21 protein-coding genes are annotated in these 20,310 nt (G+C 67.8%); 12 read left to right on the forward strand and 9 right to left on the reverse strand.

The window, feature by feature from the left end:
- The first annotated feature begins 106 nt into the window (after nt 1-106).
- Nucleotides 107-724: a 2-polyprenyl-3-methyl-6-methoxy-1,4-benzoquinone monooxygenase gene (gene coq7, locus FN976_RS23610; RefSeq protein ID WP_145895538.1), complete on the forward strand. Its 618-nt coding sequence runs from the start codon at nt 107-109 to the stop codon at nt 722-724.
- A gap of 13 nt (nt 725-737) precedes the next feature.
- On the opposite strand, the gene FN976_RS23615 is transcribed toward coq7, so the two are convergent.
- The gene (locus FN976_RS23615) at nt 738-1,193 is read right to left on the reverse strand and encodes an OsmC family protein (RefSeq protein ID WP_145895539.1); all 456 of its coding nucleotides are present in this window, start codon (nt 1,191-1,193) and stop codon (nt 738-740) included.
- Nucleotides 1,194-1,481: 288 nt separating this feature from the next.
- Here FN976_RS23615 and ilvA point away from each other — a divergent pair, with 288 nt between their 5' ends.
- The 3 genes from ilvA to gshB all read left to right on the forward strand — a co-directional run bounded on the left by ilvA (nt 1,482) and on the right by gshB (nt 4,928).
- Nucleotides 1,482-3,026: a threonine ammonia-lyase, biosynthetic gene (ilvA, locus tag FN976_RS23620; RefSeq protein ID WP_145895540.1), complete on the forward strand. Its 1,545-nt coding sequence runs from the start codon at nt 1,482-1,484 to the stop codon at nt 3,024-3,026.
- Nucleotides 3,027-3,072: 46 nt separating this feature from the next.
- Entirely contained in the window at nt 3,073-3,900 is an 828-nt protein-coding gene (cobS, locus tag FN976_RS23625; RefSeq protein ID WP_145895541.1) for an adenosylcobinamide-GDP ribazoletransferase, read from the forward strand.
- Nucleotides 3,901-3,983: 83 nt separating this feature from the next.
- Nucleotides 3,984-4,928 (forward strand): glutathione synthase, encoded by a 945-nt coding sequence (gene gshB / locus FN976_RS23630; protein WP_145895542.1) that lies wholly within the window; start codon nt 3,984-3,986, stop codon nt 4,926-4,928.
- Here gshB and FN976_RS23635 read toward each other — a convergent pair.
- The 6 genes from FN976_RS23635 to FN976_RS23660 all read right to left on the reverse strand — a co-directional run bounded on the left by FN976_RS23635 (nt 4,921) and on the right by FN976_RS23660 (nt 11,961).
- Nucleotides 4,921-5,685, reverse strand: coding sequence for a class II glutamine amidotransferase (locus tag FN976_RS23635; RefSeq protein WP_145895543.1), 765 nt, complete (start codon nt 5,683-5,685; stop codon nt 4,921-4,923). The genes gshB and FN976_RS23635 overlap by 8 nt on opposite strands.
- Before the next feature lie 7 nt (nt 5,686-5,692).
- Nucleotides 5,693-5,986, reverse strand: coding sequence for a cysteine-rich CWC family protein (locus FN976_RS23640; protein ID WP_255440769.1), 294 nt, complete (start codon nt 5,984-5,986; stop codon nt 5,693-5,695).
- The gene (locus tag FN976_RS23645; protein WP_145895544.1) at nt 5,964-7,922 is read right to left on the reverse strand and encodes a tetratricopeptide repeat protein; all 1,959 of its coding nucleotides are present in this window, start codon (nt 7,920-7,922) and stop codon (nt 5,964-5,966) included. Before FN976_RS23645 ends, FN976_RS23640 begins: the two co-directional genes overlap by 23 nt.
- Before the next feature lie 84 nt (nt 7,923-8,006).
- Complete coding sequence (locus FN976_RS23650; RefSeq protein WP_145895546.1) at nt 8,007-10,196, reverse strand: malate synthase G; 2,190 nt, start codon at nt 10,194-10,196, stop codon at nt 8,007-8,009.
- A gap of 19 nt (nt 10,197-10,215) precedes the next feature.
- Nucleotides 10,216-10,896: a haloacid dehalogenase type II gene (locus FN976_RS23655; RefSeq protein WP_145895548.1), complete on the reverse strand. Its 681-nt coding sequence runs from the start codon at nt 10,894-10,896 to the stop codon at nt 10,216-10,218.
- Between the two features lie 84 nt (nt 10,897-10,980).
- Complete coding sequence (locus FN976_RS23660) at nt 10,981-11,961, reverse strand: amidohydrolase family protein (RefSeq protein ID WP_145895550.1); 981 nt, start codon at nt 11,959-11,961, stop codon at nt 10,981-10,983.
- A 126-nt stretch (nt 11,962-12,087) separates the two neighbouring features.
- Between FN976_RS23660 and FN976_RS23665 the strand changes: the two genes are divergently transcribed.
- On the forward strand, nt 12,088-13,038 hold the full coding sequence (locus FN976_RS23665; RefSeq protein WP_145895552.1) for a Bug family tripartite tricarboxylate transporter substrate binding protein: 951 nt from the start codon (nt 12,088-12,090) through the stop codon (nt 13,036-13,038).
- A 4-nt stretch (nt 13,039-13,042) separates the two neighbouring features.
- Here the strand turns inward: FN976_RS23665 and FN976_RS23670 are convergent, their stop codons facing one another.
- Entirely contained in the window at nt 13,043-13,723 is a 681-nt protein-coding gene (locus tag FN976_RS23670) for a glutathione S-transferase family protein (RefSeq protein ID WP_145895554.1), read from the reverse strand.
- 53 nt (nt 13,724-13,776) lie between these two features.
- Between FN976_RS23670 and FN976_RS23675 the strand changes: the two genes are divergently transcribed.
- Together FN976_RS23675 and FN976_RS23680 are read left to right on the forward strand one after the other, a co-directional pair.
- Nucleotides 13,777-14,706, forward strand: coding sequence for a LysR family transcriptional regulator (locus tag FN976_RS23675; RefSeq protein ID WP_145895556.1), 930 nt, complete (start codon nt 13,777-13,779; stop codon nt 14,704-14,706).
- Nucleotides 14,703-15,158 (forward strand): DUF2214 family protein, encoded by a 456-nt coding sequence (locus FN976_RS23680; RefSeq protein WP_145895558.1) that lies wholly within the window; start codon nt 14,703-14,705, stop codon nt 15,156-15,158. The genes FN976_RS23675 and FN976_RS23680 overlap by 4 nt, the downstream gene beginning before the upstream one ends.
- 6 nt (nt 15,159-15,164) lie before the next feature.
- Here FN976_RS23680 and FN976_RS29560 read toward each other — a convergent pair whose 3' ends face one another.
- A complete protein-coding gene (locus FN976_RS29560) occupies nt 15,165-15,617 on the reverse strand; it encodes a hypothetical protein (RefSeq protein ID WP_255440770.1) in 453 nt (150 codons plus the stop codon).
- 105 nt (nt 15,618-15,722) lie between these two features.
- Here FN976_RS29560 and argS point away from each other — a divergent pair, with 105 nt between their 5' ends.
- From argS to lptB, 5 genes are all read left to right on the forward strand, one after another.
- Nucleotides 15,723-17,396 (forward strand): arginine--tRNA ligase, encoded by a 1,674-nt coding sequence (argS, locus tag FN976_RS23690; protein ID WP_145895560.1) that lies wholly within the window; start codon nt 15,723-15,725, stop codon nt 17,394-17,396.
- 16 nt (nt 17,397-17,412) lie between these two features.
- The gene (locus FN976_RS23695; RefSeq protein WP_145895562.1) at nt 17,413-18,063 is read left to right on the forward strand and encodes an SPOR domain-containing protein; all 651 of its coding nucleotides are present in this window, start codon (nt 17,413-17,415) and stop codon (nt 18,061-18,063) included.
- Between the two features lie 61 nt (nt 18,064-18,124).
- The gene (locus tag FN976_RS23700) at nt 18,125-18,778 is read left to right on the forward strand and encodes a thiol:disulfide interchange protein DsbA/DsbL (protein ID WP_145895564.1); all 654 of its coding nucleotides are present in this window, start codon (nt 18,125-18,127) and stop codon (nt 18,776-18,778) included.
- 99 nt (nt 18,779-18,877) lie between these two features.
- A complete protein-coding gene (gene lptA / locus FN976_RS23705; RefSeq protein ID WP_145895566.1) occupies nt 18,878-19,510 on the forward strand; it encodes a lipopolysaccharide transport periplasmic protein LptA in 633 nt (210 codons plus the stop codon).
- On the forward strand, nt 19,510-20,298 hold the full coding sequence (lptB, locus tag FN976_RS23710; RefSeq protein WP_145895568.1) for an LPS export ABC transporter ATP-binding protein: 789 nt from the start codon (nt 19,510-19,512) through the stop codon (nt 20,296-20,298). The genes lptA and lptB overlap by 1 nt, the downstream gene beginning before the upstream one ends.
- Nucleotides 20,299-20,310: the final 12 nt, after the last annotated feature.

Genomic DNA, 20,310 nt, shown 5'->3' on the forward strand with positions numbered 1-20,310 from the left:
GCGCAACACCCTCGAAAAAAGCTTCCCGCGGCGCATTGACCGTAGCGAAAAGGCGGTACTGAGCGCCTTCTGGCTGAAACCGGAGGCGCGCACTTACACTCCGGCCATGGATCCGCTTCTTGGCGTCATCGACGGCGCCCTACGAACACTTTTTTCTAAGCCGCGGGCGACCCGGCCATGCCCAGTTGTACCGGCCGACGACACCCATCTTGGGGCCCAGGAGCGCAGCCACGCAGCGGCGTTGATGCGGGTCAACCATGTCGGCGAGATCTGCGCCCAGGCGTTGTACACGGCTCAGGCCCTTGCGACCGACGATCCGAAGCTGCGCGCTCAGTTGACGCAGGCGGCCCGCGAGGAGTCCGACCACCTCGCGTGGACGCGGACCCGCCTCGACGAACTCGGTGCCCGGCCCTCCCTGCTGAACCCGCTCTGGTATGCCGGCGCGTTCGGCCTCGGCCTCGTCGCCGGCCGTCTGGGCGAGAAAGTCAGTCTCGGCTTTGTCATGGAAACCGAGAGGCAGGTCGAAGCGCACCTGCAGGATCACCTCGAACGGTTGCCGTCCGGCGACCACGCGTCGCGCGCCATCGTGGCGCAGATGAAGAGCGACGAGGCCGCGCACGGACAGCAGGCCCTGGCTGCCGGCGCCGCCGAGTTGCCGGCGCCGGTGCGCCTGGCGATGCGCGCCGCCGCCAAGGCGATGACCACCACCGCGCACTACATCTGACTCGCCCAGGCTGCTAGGCGGGCTCCTCGACGAGGTCGAAGCTGGTGGTCATGGCCGCCATGTGCGCCAGCATGGCGCTGGCGGAGCAGTACTTCTCGTGACTCATCGCGATCGCGCGCTCCACGGCCGCCGCGGGCAGCCCGCGGCCGCGCACCGTGAAATGCATGTGGATCTTGGTGAACACCTTGGGATCAGTCGCCGCGCGATCCGCCGACAGCTTCACCGAGCAGGCCCGCACGTCGTGCCGCCCGCGCTTGAGGATCAGCACCACGTCGTAGGCCGTGCAGCCACCCGTGCCGGCCAGCACGGTCTCCATCGGCCGCGGCGCCAGGTTGCGCCCGCCGTTCTCCGGCCGCGCCTCATCGGGCGCGCCGTCCATCATGAGGACGTGACCGCTGCCGGTTTCGGCCAAGAAGCCCATGCCCGAGCGCGCGCCCGTGGTCCCCGTCCAACTCACTGTGCATTCCATTCGTCGATCCGTTCCTGCATCAAGGCGCCTGCACGCCGATAAATTTCGCTGATACCGCAACTTTGTTTGCAGCAATGGCACAACGGCCGTTGTGCATCGCAACAAATACATGGCTATACTGGTTTCACAGCATAGCGATTCCGCTAGGCCCCGCTTGCAAAGGCAGCTCGGCAAGAGCCCGCTGCTGCAAGCCGCACCGGTTGTCTCCTCCACCTCTCCTTTGGTGGATTTAGCCCCCGAGCCGCAAGGCGCGGGGGCTTTTTTCTATCCACTTATGATTTCCGGATCATGAAAAAGCACCTGCAGCCTGCGGACTACCTCAAGAAAATCCTGACCGCGCGGGTGTACGACGTCGCCGTGGAGTCGGCGCTGGAGCCCGCCAGGAACCTCAGCCGGCGCCTGCACAACAAGGTGCTGCTCAAACGCGAGGACCAGCAGGCCGTCTTCAGCTTCAAGCTGCGCGGGGCGTACAACAAGATGGCCCAGCTCGACCGCGAGCAGCTCGCGCGGGGCGTCATCTGCGCCTCCGCCGGCAACCACGCGCAAGGGGTGGCGATGGCGGCGCACCGCCTCGGCTCACGCGCGGTCATCGTCATGCCGGTGACGACGCCGCAGCTGAAGATCGAAGGCGTGAAATCGCTGGGGGGCGAAGTCGTGCTGCATGGCGACAGCTATTCCGACGCGTACGACCACGCCGTGGGCATCGCCGAACGCGAGGGCCTGACCTTCGTGCACCCGTTCGATGACCCGGACGTCATTGCCGGCCAAGGCACCATCGCCATGGAGATCCTGCGCCAGCACCAGGGCCCGCTCGACGCCGTGTTCGTCGCCATCGGCGGCGGCGGCCTCATCTCCGGGGTTGCCAGCTACATCAAGGCGGTCCGGCCCGAAGTGAAGGTGATCGGGGTGCAGATGAGCGATTCCGATGCCATGATGCGGTCAGTGGCGTCGAAGAAGCGCGTCACGCTGCAGGACGTGGGCCTGTTCTCCGACGGCACCGCCGTGAAGCTGGTGGGCGAGGAAACCTTTCGCCTCGCGCGCGAACTGGTGGACGAATTCATGCTGGTCGACACCGATGCGGTGTGCGCCGGCATCAAGGACGTGTTCGTCGACACGCGCAGCATCGTCGAGCCCGCCGGCGCCCTGGCGGTGGCCGCGATCAAGCAGTACGTCGCCGCGAAGAAGACCCGTGGCGAGACCTACGTGGCCATCCTGTGCGGGGCCAACATGAACTTCGACCGGCTGCGCTTCGTCGCCGAGCGCGCCGAGGTGGGCGAGGAGCGCGAGGCGCTGTTGGCCGTCACCATCCCCGAGGAGCGGGGCAGCTTCCGCCGTTTCTGCGAGCTCATCGGCACCCTGCCGGGCGGGCCGCGCAACGTGACCGAGTTCAACTACCGGATCAGCGACGCCGCCCGCGCCCACGTCTTCGTCGGCCTCACCACGCATGGCAAGGGCGAGTCCGCGAAGATCGCGGCCAACTTCACGCGCCATGGCTTCGAAGCCTTGGACCTCACGCACGACGAACTGGCCAAGGAGCACATCCGCCACATGGTGGGCGGCCACTCGCCGCTGGCCCGGGAAGAGCGGTTGCTGCGCTTCGTGTTCCCGGAGCGCCCGGGCGCGCTGATGAAGTTCCTCTCGCACATGCGGCCCACCTGGAACATCTCGCTGTTCCACTACCGCAACCAGGGCGCCGATTACGGTCGCATCCTGGTGGGCCTGCAGGTGCCCAAGGCCGACGACAAGGTGTTCGCGTCGTTCCTGGAGACCCTGGGCTACCCGGTTGTCGAAGAGACCGCCAATCCGGTCTACCGGCTGTTCCTGCGCAGTTGAGCCGGAAGCGCCCCACGAGGGGCCGGCTCTGGTTACGATCAGATGCATGGATGCCGTCCGAGCCAGCCTGAGCCAGTTCCTGCGCCACTACCTCGTGGCGTTGCAGTACTTCACGCGGCTGCCGGTGACGGGCTCCATCGCCCAATGGACCGACTTCCGCCCCGAGATGCTGCGGGCCAGCGCCGTCCATTTCCCCGGTGTCGGCCTGGTCGTCGGCTTCGTGGCCTGCTTCGCCTTCGCCGTCGTCTCGCTGGGCTTGCCGACCCGCCCGCTGAACCTTCTGGCGGCGGCGTTCGCCTGCACGATCGCCACCGCCCTGCTCACCGGCGCCTTCCACGAGGACGGTCTGGCCGACCTGGCCGATGGCCTGGGCGGCAGCGCGGACCGCGAGCGGGCGCTCGAGATCATGAAGGACTCGCGCATCGGTTCGTTCGGGGCCATGGCGCTCGTGCTCACGCTGGGCCTGAAGCTGTCGCTGATCGGCGTGATCGCGAGCGAATCCGCGGGCGGCGTGATGGCGGCGCTGCTGGCGGCCCATGTGGTGTCGCGCTACTGGCCGCTGTTCATCATCCACACGCTGCCGTACGCCGGCGACGCCGAGCACTCCAAGAGCAAGCCGCTGGCCGAGCGCATCGAGCGGCGCTCGCTGGTGCTGGCCGGCCTCTGGTGCGTGCTGCCATTGCTGTTGCTGGGCGTGGCCGGCGGCTGGATCAGCCTGCTGCTGGCGCTGGTCGCCAGTGCGCTGGCCTGGTACGCCATGCGCCAACTGCTGCAGCGCCGGCTGCAAGGCTTCACCGGCGACGGCCTCGGCGCGACGCAGCAGGTCTGCGAGGTGGCGTTCTACCTCGGCGTGGGGTTCGGCCTGGGCCGTTGAGGCGTGCGGGCTTCCGCCGCGCGGTGCACGAGCCGCCGCATTTCGTGCAACAGTAGAGGGCTCCGCCACGCCCCGCCAGCCGCATGAACCTGCTGTTCGTCGCCGATCCCCTCGAGTCCTTCAAGGTCTACAAGGACACCACGTTCTCGATGATGCGGGAGGCCCAGCGGCGCGGCCACCGCATCAGCGCCTGCGAGCCGCGCGATGTGAGCTGGCGCTCCGGTGACGTCGTGCATGCGCGGGTGCGGGACATCACCCTCACCGGTGACGAAGACAGCTGGTTCACCGAAGCGGACACCTCGACGCGCGCACTGAAGGATTTCGGGGCGGTGCTGATGCGCAAGGACCCGCCGTTCGACAGCGAATATTTCTACGCGACGCACCTGCTCGAACAGGCCGAACGCGAGGGCGCGCGGGTGTTCAATCGCCCAGCCGCGCTGCGCGACCACCCGGAAAAACTGGCGATCATGGAGTTCCCGGAGTTCGTCAGCCCCACGCTCGTCACGCGCGATCCTGCCGAGGTGCGCGCCTTCCATGCCGAGCACCGCGACATCATCCTCAAGCCCCTGGACGGCATGGGCGGCATGGGCATCTTCCGCGTCGGCGCCGACGGTCTGAATCTCGGCTCGATCACCGAGACACTGAACCAGGACGGCGCCGTCACCTTGATGGTGCAACGCTTCGTGCCCGAGATCGCGCAAGGCGACAAGCGCATCCTGGTGATCGGCGGCAAGCCGGTGCCATTCAGCCTGGCGCGCATTCCGCAAGGCAGCGAGATCCGCGGCAACCTGGCGGCGGGCGGCAAAGGTGTGGCGCAACCCCTTTCGGCCAGCGACCTCCGGATCGCGGAGGCGCTCGGGCCCACGCTGGCGCAGCGCGGCCTGCTGCTGGTCGGCCTCGACGTCATCGGCGACCGCCTGACCGAGATCAACGTCACCAGCCCGACCTGCTTCCAGGAGATCACGCAGCAGGCGGGGTTCGATGTCCCCGCGATGTTCGTGGACGCGCTCGAAGCCGCGCTCAGCTGAGCGCGGCGCCGTCGACGAAGACTTTCAATTCGCCAGGCGCGAATGCTGTCCAGGTCTCGTTGACGGTGAGCGGCGCGGTCACCACCACCGCGATCCTGTCGTCCGCCGACGTGTGCCGCGCGAAGTCGATGCTCATGTCTTCGTCCTTCAGCTGGGCGTGCGCGAAAGGGTGTTTGCGCTCGACATAGAAGAGGTTCGTCGAGCAATGGGCCCAGAGCGCGGTCCCGTTGGAGAGCATGAAGTTGAAGCACCCGTGCTTCGCGATCACCGGCGTCAGTTCGCGCAGGGTGAGCGTCAGTTCCTCGACGCTCGGCACGCCGGCGTGCGACTTGGCGATCTCCTGCATCAACCAGCAGAAGGCGCGCTCGCTGTCGGTGTTGCCGACCGGGCGGAAGCTGGCGTGCAGCCGCGGCTGGAAATCCTTCAGGTCGCCGTTGTGCGCGAACACCCAGTAGCGGCCCCAGAGCTCACGCACGAAGGGGTGGCAGTTCTCCAGGGCGATTTCGCCCTGCGTCGCCTTGCGGATGTGCGCGACGACGTGCCGGCTCTTGATCGGGTAGCGGCGGATGAGCTCCGCCACCGGGGAATCGCAGGCCGGCTGGTGGTCCACGAAATGCCGCAGGCCGGCGCCCTCGAAGAAGGCAATGCCCCAGCCGTCCGCATGGTGATCGGTGCGGCCGCCGCGCTGGGCGAAGCCGGCGAAGCTGAACGTCACGTCGGTCGGCGTGTTGCAGTTCATCCCGAGGAGCTGGCACATGCGGCGATTATTGGCCGCCGCCAATGCCCGCGGCGCGGCGCGCGCATCTTTCGCAGATGCAGGCACGGTTCTTCAACCCTGGAGGCACCGCGGCCAGCAGCTCGGCGGTAAACGGCACGCCGGCACACCAGCACGTGCCGGGTTCGGTCCCGTTGGCCCGCGCGGCCTCCATCGCGCACTGGTTCGCCTGGCCACACAGCGGGCAAGCCGTTGCGGCCCATGGCTCGACCGGTGTGTCCTGCACGAATGCGTCCGGCGGGACAACCACGGCTGCGCCCTCATTTCTGCGCGATACGCGCACGAAGGTTCCGGTACGTCTCGTTGCGGGGGTCCAGGGCGATCGCCTGGTCCAGGTCGCGCAACCCCGCGGCCTTGTTGCCCCCGACAACGTGGGCGAGAGCACGGCCGTAGTAGCCCATCGCGGCCGACGGGCGCGCGGCCAGCAGCTTGTCGAACACGGCCATCGCCTGCGCGGCGTCTTCCTTGCCGATGTACGCGAGGCCCAGGCCCGCGAGCACGCGCTCATCCTGCGGCTGCGAGGCCAGCAGCATCTGGAAATCCTTGATCGCCAGGTCATAGTTTCGTGCCGGTACGGCGGCCTCGCCGCGGCGCAGCCGCGTAAGCGCCGCCACGGACCGGTCCTGCCGCTTGTCCAACGCCCGGGTATAGCTCGCGACGGCCTGGTCCCACTGCCCCATGCTCGCCTGTGACTCACCACGGTGAAAGTAGAGCTGCGCTTCCTGGAAGCCCATGTTCTCGGCCACCTGGAAATTCTGCAATGCCTCCCCGTGCCGCTTTGTCAGCTGCAGCGCCATCCCGAGACTGAAGCGCGCGGAGCCTTGTGTCTCGCCGAACTGTTCGGCGCGGGCGAAGTCGGCCAGCGCGAGATCGACCATTTCCCGGTCCAGGTAGTAGGAGCCGCGATTCAGGAAGGGCCTCCAGCGCCCCAAGGCGTTGGCAGGCGCTTTTTCGTCCACTTTGCCTGCGGCGTCCGACCAGACGCTGAATTCATCCTTGAGGCTCAGATTGCGCTCCACCGCCAGGCCCGCGAACACGAGCGCCGCCAGCACGCCGATCTGGTAAATCGTCCGCGCCTGGAACAGCAGCAGCAGCAAGGCAATCCCTGCGGGCAGAAAGATCGCCCAGAGGTAGCTCCGGTACAGGACGAACGGGTCTTGCACCCAGACCGTGGCGAACTCCGTCCCGAACAGCAGTGCCGCGCTCAACACGCACAGGCCCAGCAAGCCCCATGCGTCGGAGCGCAGCAACAGGCGCCACGCCGACACTCCGACCACGGCCACGAAAGCCACCGCGCCGGCGGCTTGCGGAAATGAGGTGAACGCCAGCGGGAATGCGGGCCGCACGTCGATGGCCATCCATTGCACGTTCGGGAAGATCCAGAGCAGCCCGTAGGCGAAGAACAGTGCCGCCTCGTTCAGGATGCTCAACGGAAACAGCAGGGGCGTGATGCCCGGGCGCAACTGTTCGAGCTGACGGGCGTATTGCACGGAGTCCGCGTCGAGCAGCCGGCCGAGCGCTGCGCCGAACAAAGGGAAGAGCGCCGCCACCGCCACGCCCAGCAGCGCCAGGGCCCCGGCGACGATCGCGACCGTCTGCTTCCAGTGCGGCCGCCGGACATAGACGTAAAGCGGAACGGCCAGCGCCGCTGTCATGACGGCCGTTTCCTTCGACAGGAGGGCGAGCAGATAGCAGCAGAGCGCGCCCGCGAAGAAGCCGATGCGGCCACTCGCCAGGCCACGCACCCAGCACCAGCAGGCCAGCGCGGCGAACAGTGTCGCCATGACGATGGAGCGTTGCACGAGGTACGCCACGGCATAGACGGCCATGGGATTCAGGGCGAAGACCAGCACCGCGACGCGCGCGGCGGCGGCGAGGGCTTCCGGCGCAGCGGTTTCCCCTTCGGCGCTCCGCAGGCGTTCGAGCAGCTCGCGCAGCAGCAGGTAGACCACCCAGCAGGTCGCCAGATGCAGCACCACATTGAAGAGGCGCTGCTTCCACCAACCCTCGCCCACCAGGGCCTGGACCCACACGAAACTGCCGTACGAAATCAGGCGCGGCTTCGGGGGCCACACTCCGCCATAGGCACCGAAGATGGTCCCGTCCGTGAGCCGGTTGTCGTCGAAGACCAGGCCATTGCCCAACGCTGGCGCATAGACCGCAAAGATGGCTGCCGCGAGGACGAGGAAGAAGACGAGAGAGGCGCGCGCCTTGGTCATACCGCAGACGAAGTGAAGCCCGCGCGGTGGCGGGGCCCCGCACGGTCGAGCAAGTTTAACCCGGCCGGCACGGGGCCATGGCGGTCACTCGCCTGCCTTGACCTTCAGCCGCCAGGCGTGGAGCAGCGGCTCGGTGTAACCGGACGGCTGCTCCATGCCCTTGAAGACGAGGTCGAGCGCAGCCTGGTAAGCCGCCGACGTCGTGAAGTGGCCAGCCATGGCTTTGTAAAGCGGGTCGCCGGCGTTCTGCTGGTCCACCACGGCCGCCATGCGCTGGAAGGTCTCGACCACCTGCTCCCGGCTCACGACACCATGGTGCAGCCAGTTGGCGATGTGCTGGCTGGAGATGCGCAACGTGGCGCGGTCTTCCATCAGGCCCACGTTGTGGATGTCGGGCACTTTCGAGCAGCCCACGCCTTGGTCGATCCAGCGGACCACATAGCCCAGGATGCCCTGCACGTTGTTGTCCAGTTCCTGCTGCCGCTCGGCGGCCGACCACTTCGCTTCGGGCGCGACGGGGATCTGGAGCAAGCCGGCGAGGAGGTTGTCGCGCTCGGCCTCCGCATTGATCTTTTCGAGTTCCTGTTGCACCGCCGACACATCCACCTGGTGGTAGTGCAGCGCGTGCAGCGTGGCGGCGGTCGGCGACGGCACCCAGGCGGTGTTGGCGCCGGCCTTCGGGTGGCCGATCTTCTGTTCCAGCATCGCGGCCATCAGGTCGGGCATGGCCCACATGCCCTTGCCGATCTGGGCCCGTCCGCGCAGGCCGCAGGTGAGGCCGACCAGCACGTTGTTCTTCTCGTAAGCCTGGATCCAGGCGCTGGACTTCATGTCGCCCTTGCGGAACATCGGGCCGGCCAGCATGGCGGTGTGCATCTCGTCCCCGGTGCGGTCCAGGAAGCCGGTGTTGATGAAGGCGACACGTGCCGCCGCTTCGGCGATGCAGGCCTGCAGGTTGACGCTGGTGCGGCGCTCCTCGTCCATGATGCCCAGCTTCACGGTGTTCGGCGCCAGGCCCAGCAGCTGTTCGGCGCGCGAGAACAGCTCGCAGGCGAACGCCACTTCGGCTGGGCCGTGCATCTTGGGTTTGACGATGTAGACCGAGCCGGTGCGCGAGTTGCGAATTCCGTTGGCGCCATGGCCTTGCAAATCGTGCATCGCGATCGCCGTGGTGACCACCGCGTCGAGGATGCCTTCGGGGATCTCGCGCTCGCCGCCCCACAGGATGGCGGGGTTGGTCATCAGGTGGCCCACGTTACGCAGGAACAGCAGCGAGCGGCCGTGCAAACGCACCTCCTGCCCATCGGCACCCTGATAGCGGCGGTCCGGGTTCAGCCCGCGAGTGAAGCTCTTGCCGCCCTTGGCCACGCTCTCGGTCAGTGTGCCCTTCAGGATGCCCAGCCAATTGGTGTACGCCAGCAACTTGTCCTGGGCGTCGACCGCGGCGATGGAGTCTTCGAGGTCGAGGATGGTCGACAGCGCGGCTTCCATGACGACGTCGCTCACCCCGGCGGCGTCCGTGCGGCCGATGGCGTGCGTGCGGTCGACCTGGATGTCCAGGTGCAGGCCGTTGTGCTTCAGCAGCACGGACGAAGGCGCGCCCGCCTCGCCTTGCCAGCCGACGAACTGTTTGCCGTCCTTGAGCCCGGTCGCCGTGCCGCCCTTGAGCGTGACGCGCAGCTGGCCGCCGTCCACTTGGTAGGCGGTAGCGTCCGCATGCGAGCCCTGCGCCAGCGGCGCGGCCTGGTCCAGCACCTGGCGCGCATACGCGATCACCTTGGCCCCGCGCGCTTCGTTGTAGCCGGGGCCCTTTTCCGCGCCGCCGCTTTCGGGGATCACGTCGGTGCCATAGAGCGCGTCGTAGAGCGAGCCCCAGCGTGCGTTGGCCGCATTCAACGCATAGCGTGCGTTCAGGATGGGCACCACCAGCTGCGGGCCGGCCTGCAGCGCGAGTTCGGCGTCGACGTTCGCGGTGGTGGCTTTCGCACCCTTGGGCGGTGGCACCAGGTAGCGGATGCGCTCGAGGAAGGCGCGATACGCCTTCATGTCCTGGATCGGGCCCGGGTTCGCGCGGTGCCAGCCGTCCATCTCCGTCTGCAGGCGGTCCCGTTCGGCCAGCAGCGCGGCATTCTTCGGGGCCAGGTCGGCGACGATGGCGTCGAAGCCTTTCCAGAACGTGGCGGCGTCCACGCCAGTGCCGGGCAGCACGTCGGCGTCGATGAAGCGCTTGAGCGCGCTGTCGACCTGCAGGCCGTGGATGGATGTACGGGTCATGGCGGTTCCTCTCGAGGGATCAATCAAAGAAGGCGAGCACGTCGGCGAGCGTGCTGCCGGTGCGGATGGGCTGCGTGCCGAGCTCCTCGAACGGCAGCTGGTAGCGGTTCACCCACAAGGTGCGGTAGCCGAACCAGGTGGCGGCCAGCGCGTCCCAGGCGTTGCAGCTGACGAAGGCGATCTGCGCGGGCTGCAGCCCGGTGGCTTGCGTGCCGAGCCGGTAGGCATCGGGATGCGTCTTGTACTTGCGCACGCTGTCCACGCTCAGCACGTGGTCCAGCAAGTTCTCCAGGCCCGCGCTGCGCACGGCGACGCCCAGCATCTCCGGGTCGCCGTTGCTCAGGATGCCGGTGGCGATGCCGCGCGACTTCAGCGCCTGCAGCACTTCGCGGTTCTCCGGGAAGGCCGACAGGTGCCGGTACTGGTTCATCAACTGCTGCTCGCGTTCGGCCGTGAGGTCCAGCCCCAGCCGCTTGCACGCAAAACGCAGGCCCGCGCGCGTCAGGTCCCAGAACGGCTGGTAGTGCGCGCCGTCATCGCAGGTGGTGACCAGCCGGGTGTATTCGATCTGCTTGTCGCGCCACAGCACGCCGAGCGCCTGGCCCTGGCCGGGGAACAGCTGTTCCGCCAGCAGGCCGACGCTGTAGACGTCGAACAGCGTGCCGTAGGCATCGAACAAAACGGCGCGGGGATGATCCATGCCGCCACTGTATTCCGAACTTGCACAGCCATTCGTGGACCGAATGGCGATTTATCCGTGACCTGGATGCAGGTAATGTGGTCGCTAGAGCCCGAACAGCCGCTCCGCATTTGCCCCGCGCACGGCTCGCATCTGGTCCGCTGGCAAGCGGGCGGTATTGGCGAAGGCGCCCTTGGTGTCGTGCACCCAGTGCGGCCAGTCCGTCCCGAACATCACCTGCTCCGCCCCCACCACCGAGATCAGGTACTGCAGGGCGCCCAGGTTGTAGGTGATGCAGTCGTAGTGGATGTGGCGCAGGTAGTTGGTCGGCTTGCGCTTCATCTGCCGCCGCGAAGCGAGCTCCACCTCGTCGCCCTTCTCGAAGCGGCCCACCAGGTAGGGCAAGGTGCCGCCGCCATGCGACGCGATGATCTTCAGGTTCGGGTACTGGTCGAAGAAGCCCTCGAAGATCATCCGCGTGATCGCCAGCGTGGTGTCGAACATGAAGCCGACCGACCAGCTCAGGTCGAACTTGGTCATGTCCATCAGGTCCACGCCGGGCGGGTCGGTCGGGTGCACCAGCACCGGCAGCTTGCGCCGGTCGATCTCGGCCCAGATGGGGGCGAACACCGGGTCGGTGAGGCTGCGCCCGGCCACATTGGCCAGCACCATCACGCCCGCGGCCCCCTTGGCGCAGCTGCGCTCCAGCTCCTCGATGGCGCGCTGCGGGTACTCCCAGGGCAGCGACGCGAACCAGCGGATGCGGTCGGGGAAACGCGATTGCGCGTCGGCCACGTTGTCGTTGGCTTCGCGCGCGGCGCGGCAGCTCACGTCCTCGTTGCCCCAGTAGACGTTGGGGCAGGTCAGGGAGACCACCGAAACGTCGATGCCCGCCTCGTTCATGTGCCGGATGCGCAGGTCCCAGTCGAAATGGCCCTTCTGCGGAATCACCACCGGCGTGCTGCCGCGAAAGATCTCCTGCTGGCCGTCGGGCCGCGTCTGGATGTTGTAGTCGCCGCCTTCCTTCTTCAGCAGCTCCAGCCATTGGGCGGTGAACATGTGGGTGTGGACGTCGATCACGGGCATGGCTTTGTCTCCTTCGCTTTGGTACAACTTTCCGACTCACCGGGTGCGACCCGATGGGCGGCGCGAGGCCGCGACGATATGTTGTTTAACTTGTTAAATGAATCATCCGCATTCTAGGAGAGCCCCATGAAGCGCCGCCACTTCGCGACCCTTGCCGCCGCCGCCTTCACAGCTCCGGCGCTGCTGGCGCAGGACCGCACGATGAAGATCTGGGTGGGCTTCCCGCCCGGCGGTTCGGCCGACACCATCGCGCGCCTGATCGCGGAGAAGATCAAGGGCCCGCTCGGCCAGAACGTGGTGGTCGACAACAAGCCCGGGGCCGCCGGCCGGCTGATCCTGGGCGAACTCAAGCGGATGCCGCCGGACGGCCTCAACCTGGTGTTGTCGCCCAGCGGCGCCACAGTGATCGCGCCGCACCTGTACACGCTGAACTACGACCCGATCAAGGATTTCACGCCGATCTCGCGCATCGTCACCTTCGATTTCGCGGTGACCGCCGGCCCGGGCGCGCCGGCGGGCGACCTGAAATCGGTGCTGGCCTGGATGAAGGCCAACCCCACCAAAGCGAGCTACGCCACTTCGGGGGCGGGCACCGTGCCGCACTTCGCCGGCCTGCTGCTCAGCCAGGCCGCCGGCGTCGCGATCACGCATGTGCCGTACAAGGGCGGGGCACCGGCCGCGCAGGACCTGATCGGCGGACAGATCCCCTTGATGGTGGACACCGCGTCCGAGACGCTGGAACACCACAAGGCAGGCCGGGTTCGCATCCTGGCCGTGACGGGCGAGACGCGCTCGCGCGCGCTTCCTGATGTGCCCACGCTCAAGGAACTGGGGATCAACACCGCGGCCGATGCGTTCTTCGGCCTGTACGGCCCGCCCGGCATGCCGGCCGACATGGTGGCCCGCATCGACCGCGCAGTCGGCGACGCCTTGAAGGCGCCCGACATCCAGGAACGCATCTACGGCTTCGGCCTCGTCCCCAACCACGCCCCGTCTGCCGAGCTGGCCTCGACCCAGGCCGCGCACCTGAAGCGTTGGGAGGCGCCGATCAAGGCCTCCGGATTCAAGGCTGAATAGCCGCTCAGAGCGCCGGCCGCAGGAAGGCCGGCACCGGCCGGCCCACCGACGCCAGCCAGCGGCCCATGGCCCCCGCCACCTGCCGCACGGCCGGGCGGGCCGTCATCCGCTCGCGCCAGGCCAGCAAACGAGGCGTTTCCGCCAGCAGCGGCGCACCCTGGCGTTCGCCGAACAGCGCGCCCATGTAGAAGGCAATGTCGGCATAGCTGTACTCGCCGGCCAGCCATTCGCGGTCGCGCAACTGCGCCTCCATCTGCCGGTAGTAGGCCGTGCACGCCGCGATCGCCGCCCGGGCCTTCTCACCCTGCAACTCGCGCTGCAGCCCCATCAGCTGGATCACATGCGGGAAGTACACCTCGTCCGACTTCAGCTCCAGCAGCCGTGCCCGTGCGCGCTCGGCTCGTCCGCGCGGCCAGAGCGGCGGCTCCGGAAGCAGGTCTTCGAGGTATTCGAAGATCTGCGTGGAGTCGAAGAGCTCGACCCCGTCGTGCACCAGCACCGGCACCTGCCGCTTGGGGTTGATGCGCACGACTTCGTCGTGCTTGGGGCTGTAGAGCTGGTCGAAGTCGAACGGCACCATGACCAGCTCGAACGCCGCGCCCTTCTCCAGCGCGGCGATCTGGGTCTTGGCGCCGTACATGCTGAGCGGGCCGGAGTAGAGGGTGAAGGGGGTGACGTTGGGCATCCGCGCACCCTAACAGGGCAGCCGCGCCGCGCTGTCAGGATAATGGCGCGCGGATGGACAAACTGAAGCAGCTCGAATCCTTCGTCTCGGTGGCCACCAAGGGCAGCCTGACAGCCGCCGCGCGTGCCGAAGGCGTGGCGCCCGCCATCATGGGCCGGCGGCTCGACGCGCTGGAGGAGCGCCTGGGCGTCAAGCTGCTGGTGCGCACCACCCGCCGCATCGCGCTCACGCACGAAGGCAGCGCCTTCCTCGAGGATTGCCAGCGCCTGCTGGCCGACCTGGCCAACGCGGAGGCCAGCGTCAGCGCGGGGGGCGTCAAGGCCAGCGGCCACCTGCGCATCACCTCGCCCGCCGGCTTCGGCCGGCGCCACGTGGCCCCCCTGGTGCCGCGCTTTCGCGAGCTGCACAACGACGTCACCATTTCGCTCAACCTGAGCGACCGCGTGGTCGACCTCGCGGGGGAAGGGTTCGATTGCGCGGTGCGGGTCGGCGACTTCCCCGATTCCTCTCTGGTGAGCGTGCGCCTCGCGGACAACCGCCGGATGTGCGTCGCCACGCCGGCGTACCTGAAACGCCACGGCACGCCCCAGCATCCGAACGACCTGCTCAAGCTCGATTGCCTGACGCTCTCCAGCGACGCGTCGCAGACCCGCGGCTGGGCGTTTCGCGTGCCGCAGGAGGACGGATCCGCCGAATTGATGCACTTCAAGCCCCCTGGGCCGCTGGACTGCACCGATGGCCAGGTCCTGCACGACTGGTGCCTGCAGGGCTGGGGCATCGCCTGGCGCAGCACCTGGGAAGTGCACGCCGAGATCGCGTCGGGCCGGCTGGTCGAGGTGCTGGCGGGATTCGCCGCCCCGCCGAATGGCATCTATGCCGTGTTTCCCCAGCGCAAGCACCTGCCGCTGCGGGTGCGGCTCTGGATCGATTTCCTCAAGCACCATTACGCCCGGCCGGACTTCTGGCTGGCGGAGACACGATGACCTCCGAAGCCCTGCTCGCCTACGCGCACCTCCTCGCCATCCTCACCATGGTGGTCTTCCTCACCAGCGAGGCCGTGTTGTGCCGCCCCGAATGGATGAACGCCAGCGTGGTCGACCGGCTCGCGCGGGTTGACCTCATCTACGGTATCGCTGCGGGAGCGGTCTTCGCCACCGGGCTGGCCCGGGTGTTCCTGGGCGCCAAGGGCGGGGCCTGGTACGGGAGCAACTGGCTGCTGTACGTGAAATTCGGCCTGTTCGTGGCGGTGGCCCTGCTGTCGATCCTGCCGACGATCCGCTTCATCCGCTGGAAGCGCACGCTGCGCGCCACCGGTGCCCTGCCGGGCCCGGATGAAGTGCGTGCGACGCGCCGGCTGGTCATGGTGCAGGCGCACCTCATCCCGTTGATCCCGCTGGCGGCGGTGTTCCTCGCCAGGGGATTCGGGGCGGCCTGACCCCGCCTATTTCTTGGCGGAGGCCGCCGGTTTGGCTGCGGGGGCGGCCGCCGTCGCGGTGGCGGCAGGAGCGGGAGCACCCGCCATGGGGCCCGATTCCATGCACTTCTTGATGTGGCTGTTCTTCGCCGCGCCGGCCAGCTTCTTGTCGGCGGCCGACTTTTCGCAGGCCGAGGCGATGCCACCACCGTCTTCCATGCACTTCTTGATGTGGCTGGTCTTGGCGGCGCCTGCCAGCTTCTTGTCGGCGGCGGACTTCTCGCAAGCCGCGTTGCCGCCGCCGCTGTCGGCGTTGCACTTCTTGAGGAAACTGGTCTTGGCCGCCCCCGCGAGCTTCTTGTCAGCGGCCTGCGCGTCGCAGGTGCCTCCCGCCATGGGCGCACCGGCGTGGCTGGCGGCAAAAGCCGGGCCGGCCGACAGGGCGACGGCCAGGGTCAAGAGGGAAAACAACTTCTTCATGCGGTACTCCTACAGCGGGGACAGAAAGGCTGATTCGAGCACACAAGCTGGACAGTCACAAGCCCACGGCCGGGTCGCCGGGGACCCCTCGCCTAAAATCGGCCCATGCTCCAGGTCAAACAAGAATTGCTCGCCACGCTGGCGGCCGAGCTGGACCGGCTTTCGCCGGGTGCCGGCGACAAGGCCGCTTTCGAGTCGCCCAAGGCGGCCGCGCACGGCGACCTGGCCTGCACCGCCGCCATGCAGCTGGCCAAGCCGCTGAAGCGCAATCCCCGGCAGGTGGCCGAAAGCCTGCGCGAAGCACTGCTCGCCACGCCCACGTTCGGGCGCTGGGTGGACGCGGTCGAAATCGCCGGCCCCGGCTTCCTCAACATCCGCCTGAAGCCCGAGGCCAAGCAGGCCGTGGTGCGCGAAGTGCTGGCCGCGGGTGCCGGCTTCGGCACCCGACCGGCGAATGGCCAGCGCATGATGGTGGAGTTCGTTTCGGCCAACCCCACCGGGCCGCTGCACGTGGGCCACGGCCGCCAAGCCGCGCTGGGCGACGCGATCTGCAACCTGTTCGCCACGCAGGGCTGGGACGTCACGCGCGAGTTCTATTACAACGACGCGGGCGTGCAGATCGAGACGCTGGCGAAGTCCACGCAACTGCGCGCCCAGGGCGTGAAGCCGGGCGACCCGGGCTGGCCGGAAGCAGCCTACAACGGCGAGTACATCCAGGACATCGCCAACGACTTCCTGGCCCGCCAGACCGTGAAGGCCGACGACCGGGAATTCACCGCCTCGGGCGACGTGAACGACCTGGACGGCATCCGCCAGTTCGCCGTGGCCTACCTGCGCCACGAACAGGACCTCGACCTGAAAGCGTTCGAGGTGAAATTCGACAACTACTTCCTCGAGTCCAGCCTCTACACCACCGGCAAGGTGGACAACGCCGTCAAGCGCCTGCAGGAGGCCGGCAAGACCTACGAGCAGGACGGCGCGCTGTGGCTCAGATCCACCGACTACGGCGACGACAAGGACCGCGTGATGCGCAAGTCCGATGGCAGCTACACCTACTTCGTGCCCGACGTCGCGTACCACATCACCAAGTGGGAGCGCGGCTTCAGGAAGGTGGTGAACATCCAGGGCACCGACCACCACGGCACCATCGCGCGCGTGCGCGCCGGCCTGCAGGCGGCCGGCGTCGGCATCCCGCAGGGTTACCCGGACTACGTGCTGCACACCATGGTGCGGGTGATGCGCGGCGGCGAGGAGGTGAAGATCTCCAAGCGCGCGGGCAGCTACGTGACGCTGCGCGACTTGATCGAGTGGACGAGCAAGGACGCGGTCCGGTTCTTCCTGCTCTCGCGCAAGCCGGACACCGAGTACGTGTTCGACGTCGACCTGGCGCTGGCGCAGAACAACGACAACCCGGTCTACTACGTGCAGTACGCCCATGCCCGGATCTGCTCGGTGCTGGCGACCTGGGGGGGCGACCCCGCGACCTTGTCGGGGTCCGACCTGTCGGCGCTGGAGAGCCCCGCCGCGTTGAACCTGATGTTGCAGCTAGCCCGTTATCCGGAGATGCTGACGATGGCCGCGGCCGATTTCGCGCCGCACGACGTCACCTTCTACCTGCGCGAGCTGGCTGCGGCGTACCACAGCTACTACGACAGCGAGCGCATCCTGGTGGACGACGAACGGCTCAAGACGGCGCGGTTGGCCCTGGTCGCGGCCTGCGCGCAGGTATTGCACAATGGCCTGGCGGTGCTGGGCGTCGGCGCCCCGCGCAAGATGTAGGTTGAACGAACCCAACGTGAAACACAAACAACGCGGCTCCGTCATTGTCGGCGTCATCATCGGCGTGGTCCTCGGCCTGGCAGCCGCCCTGGCTGTGGCCGTCTACGTGACCAAGGTGCCGGTGCCCTTCCTGAACAAGGGACCCAGCCGCACCGCCGAACAGGACGCGGCCGAGACCAAGAAGAACCAGAACTGGGACCCGAACGCCCCGCTGTACGGCAAGAACCCGGCCAAGGCGGCTTCGGCTCCGGCGGCGTCCGCCTCGGCGCCGGCGGCAGCGGCTTCGACCGCCAAGGCGAAAGACGCCAAGGACAAGGAAGCCGAGAAGTCCAAGGACAAGACGCTCGAGCCGCCCGCCGTGGTCGGGCGGCCCCCGCCGGCCGACCCGCTGGGCGACCTGGCGGCGGCCCGCACGGGGAGCGCGGCGGATCCCTTCCTGTATTTCGTGCAGGCGGGCGCCTTCCGGACGGCGGAAGATGCCGAAGCCCAGCGCGCCAAGCTGTCCCTGATGGGCGTCGAGGCCAAGGTGCTCGAACGCGAACAGGCTGGACGCCAGGTGTTCCGGGTCCGCGTGGGCCCGTTCGAGAAACGGGAAGACGCCGACCGCAGCAAGGAAAAGATCGAGGCCGGCGGCTTCGAAACGGCCCTCGTGCGCGTCCAGCGCTGAAGCCTTCAGGAACCTTCGCCTTCCCCCCGGCTCTGAGCCAGTTCTAGGAGAAAAAACGGAAATGAATCGACGCGAGTTTTCGGCCGGAGCGGCCTGTTTGGTGGGCGCCGCGGCGCTCGGTTGGCCCGGCTTCGCGCTGGCGCAGCGCAAGCCCGAGGAAGGCAAGGAATTCCGCACGCTCGACAAGCGCGTGCCGGTCGATGCGCCGGCCGGCAAGATCGAGGTGATCGAGTTCTTCTGGTACAGCTGCCCGCATTGCAACGCTTTCGAACCCAAGCTGGTCAGCTGGATCAAGAGCGCCCCCGCCGACATCGTGGTGCGCCGGGTGCCCGTCGCCTTCCGCGACGACTTCGTGCCGCAGCAGCGCCTGTTCTACACCCTGGAGGCCATGGGCAAGCTCGACGACCTGCACCACAAGGTGTTCGCGTCCATCCACGGCTCGACCAAGGAAGCCCTCAACCGCGAAGAGCTGATCGTCGCGTGGGCCGAAAAGAACGGGCTGGACAAGGCCAAGTTCGCCGAGACCTACAACTCGTTCTCCGTGCAGACCAAGGCGCGCCGCGCCACGCAGCTGCAGGACGCCTACAAGGTCGAAGGGGTGCCCGCGATGGGCGTCGCCGGCCGGTACTACACCGACGGCACGATGGCTGGCACCATCGAAAAGGCCTTGCAGGTCACTGACTACCTGATCGGCGAGGCCCGCAAGGCCAAGTAAAAGCGCACGGCGCCTGCGCGTCCTGCCGCAGAAAAGGCCCGCTCGCGCGGGCCTTTCCGTTTTCTGCTGGCTACAATGCCCAGCAAGATTCATGCCTCTATGAAACACCCTTCTGCCTCCCTCTGGCTCGCCCTGGCTCTCGCGCTGGCCACGACGGGCGCGGCCGCCGAAAAAGCGGATCGCGCCAAGCCCATGAACATCGAGGCGGACGCCCTGCGGTACGACGATTTGCGGCAGACCAGCGTCTTCACCGGCCGCGTCGTGCTGACCAAGGGCACGATCGTCATCCGTGGCGCGAAGGTCGAGGTCAAGCAGGACCCCGACGGCTTCCAGCATGGCGTGGTGACGGCCGAGCCAGGCAAGCTGGCGTTCTTCCGGCAGAAGCGGGAAGGCGTCGACGAGTTCATCGAGGGCGAGGCGCAGACCATCGAGTACGACGGCCGGGCCGACAAGGTCAAGTTCATCAGCCGCGCCGAGATGCGGCGCTTCCGCGGCACCACGCTGAACGACGAGATGACGGGCAGCCTGATCACGTACGACAACACGACCGACGTGTTCACGGTGGACGGCGGGCCCGCGGGCGCCACCCCGGCGACCCCGGGTGGCCGGGTCCGCGCGACCCTGGCCCCGCGCCCTGGCGCGTCGGCGCCGGCTGCAGCGGCCCCTGCCACACCGGCCCCCGCACCGGCGCGCCTGCGCCCCAGCACGACCCTGGGCGGAGAGGCCCGCTGATGGGCGACGCCGAAACCGGCCGTCCGGAAGCACCGGCGGCTGCCGAAACCAGCCGGCTGGAAGCGCGCCACCTGAAGAAGTCCTATGCGGGCCGCAAAGTGGTGCAGGACGTTTCCCTGGCGGTCGCCAAGGGCGAAGTGGTCGGGCTGCTCGGCCCCAATGGCGCGGGCAAGACCACGTCGTTCTACATGATCGTCGGCCTGGTGCGTGCCGACGGCGGCGAGATCTCGATCGACGGCCGCTCGGTGGAGCACATGCCGATCCACCGGCGCTCGCGGCTGGGGCTGTCGTACCTGCCGCAGGAAGCGTCGATCTTCCGCAAGCTGAACGTCGAGGACAACGTGCGCGCCGTGCTCGAGCTGCAGCGTGGCCCCGACGAGGCGCCGCTCACGCACGACGAGATCGAGAAGCGCCTGACCACGCTGCTGCAGGACCTGCGGGTGGAGCACCTGCGCGACTCGCCGGCGCTGGCGCTGTCGGGCGGCGAGCGCCGCCGGGTGGAGATCGCGCGGGCGCTGGCGACGCAGCCGCGCTTCATCCTGCTGGACGAGCCGTTCGCCGGCATCGACCCGATCGCGGTGATCGAGATCCAGCGCATCATCGGCTTCCTGAAATCGCGCGGCATCGGCGTGCTGATCACCGACCACAACGTGCGCGAGACACTGGGCATCTGCGACCACGCGTACATCATCAGCGAGGGCTGCGTGCTGGCCCAGGGCACGCCCTCCGAGATCGTCAACAACGCCGACGTGCGCCGGGTCTACCTCGGTGAGCACTTCCGGATGTAAGAGACGGCGAGC

It is taken from the genome of Caenimonas sedimenti (assembly GCF_007833165.1).
Lineage (GTDB): Bacteria > Pseudomonadota > Gammaproteobacteria > Burkholderiales > Burkholderiaceae_C > Ramlibacter > Ramlibacter sedimenti.

Bases quoted from the DNA above. Each gene is read 5' to 3' on its own strand.
- FN976_RS23650 (WP_145895546.1), bottom strand. From the start codon at position 10,196: ATGACCCGTACATCCATCCACGGCCTGCAGGTCGACAGCGCGCTCAAG.
- FN976_RS23670 (WP_145895554.1), bottom strand. From the start codon at position 13,723: ATGCCCAACGTCACCCCCTTCACCCTCTACTCCGGCCCGCTCAGCATG.
- lptA (WP_145895566.1), top strand. From the start codon at position 18,878: ATGAAACACCCTTCTGCCTCCCTCTGGCTCGCCCTGGCTCTCGCGCTG.
- FN976_RS29560 (WP_255440770.1), bottom strand. From the start codon at position 15,617: ATGAAGAAGTTGTTTTCCCTCTTGACCCTGGCCGTCGCCCTGTCGGCC.
- coq7 (WP_145895538.1), top strand. From the start codon at position 107: ATGGATCCGCTTCTTGGCGTCATCGACGGCGCCCTACGAACACTTTTT.
- FN976_RS23680 (WP_145895558.1), top strand. From the start codon at position 14,703: ATGACCTCCGAAGCCCTGCTCGCCTACGCGCACCTCCTCGCCATCCTC.
- FN976_RS23645 (WP_145895544.1), bottom strand. From the start codon at position 7,922: ATGACCAAGGCGCGCGCCTCTCTCGTCTTCTTCCTCGTCCTCGCGGCA.
- FN976_RS23615 (WP_145895539.1), bottom strand. From the start codon at position 1,193: ATGGAATGCACAGTGAGTTGGACGGGGACCACGGGCGCGCGCTCGGGC.
- FN976_RS23675 (WP_145895556.1), top strand. From the start codon at position 13,777: ATGGACAAACTGAAGCAGCTCGAATCCTTCGTCTCGGTGGCCACCAAG.
- lptB (WP_145895568.1), top strand. From the start codon at position 19,510: ATGGGCGACGCCGAAACCGGCCGTCCGGAAGCACCGGCGGCTGCCGAA.
- ilvA (WP_145895540.1), top strand. From the start codon at position 1,482: ATGAAAAAGCACCTGCAGCCTGCGGACTACCTCAAGAAAATCCTGACC.
- argS (WP_145895560.1), top strand. From the start codon at position 15,723: ATGCTCCAGGTCAAACAAGAATTGCTCGCCACGCTGGCGGCCGAGCTG.
- FN976_RS23635 (WP_145895543.1), bottom strand. From the start codon at position 5,685: ATGTGCCAGCTCCTCGGGATGAACTGCAACACGCCGACCGACGTGACG.
- FN976_RS23660 (WP_145895550.1), bottom strand. From the start codon at position 11,961: ATGCCCGTGATCGACGTCCACACCCACATGTTCACCGCCCAATGGCTG.
- FN976_RS23665 (WP_145895552.1), top strand. From the start codon at position 12,088: ATGAAGCGCCGCCACTTCGCGACCCTTGCCGCCGCCGCCTTCACAGCT.
- FN976_RS23700 (WP_145895564.1), top strand. From the start codon at position 18,125: ATGAATCGACGCGAGTTTTCGGCCGGAGCGGCCTGTTTGGTGGGCGCC.
- FN976_RS23655 (WP_145895548.1), bottom strand. From the start codon at position 10,896: ATGGATCATCCCCGCGCCGTTTTGTTCGATGCCTACGGCACGCTGTTC.
- cobS (WP_145895541.1), top strand. From the start codon at position 3,073: ATGGATGCCGTCCGAGCCAGCCTGAGCCAGTTCCTGCGCCACTACCTC.
- gshB (WP_145895542.1), top strand. From the start codon at position 3,984: ATGAACCTGCTGTTCGTCGCCGATCCCCTCGAGTCCTTCAAGGTCTAC.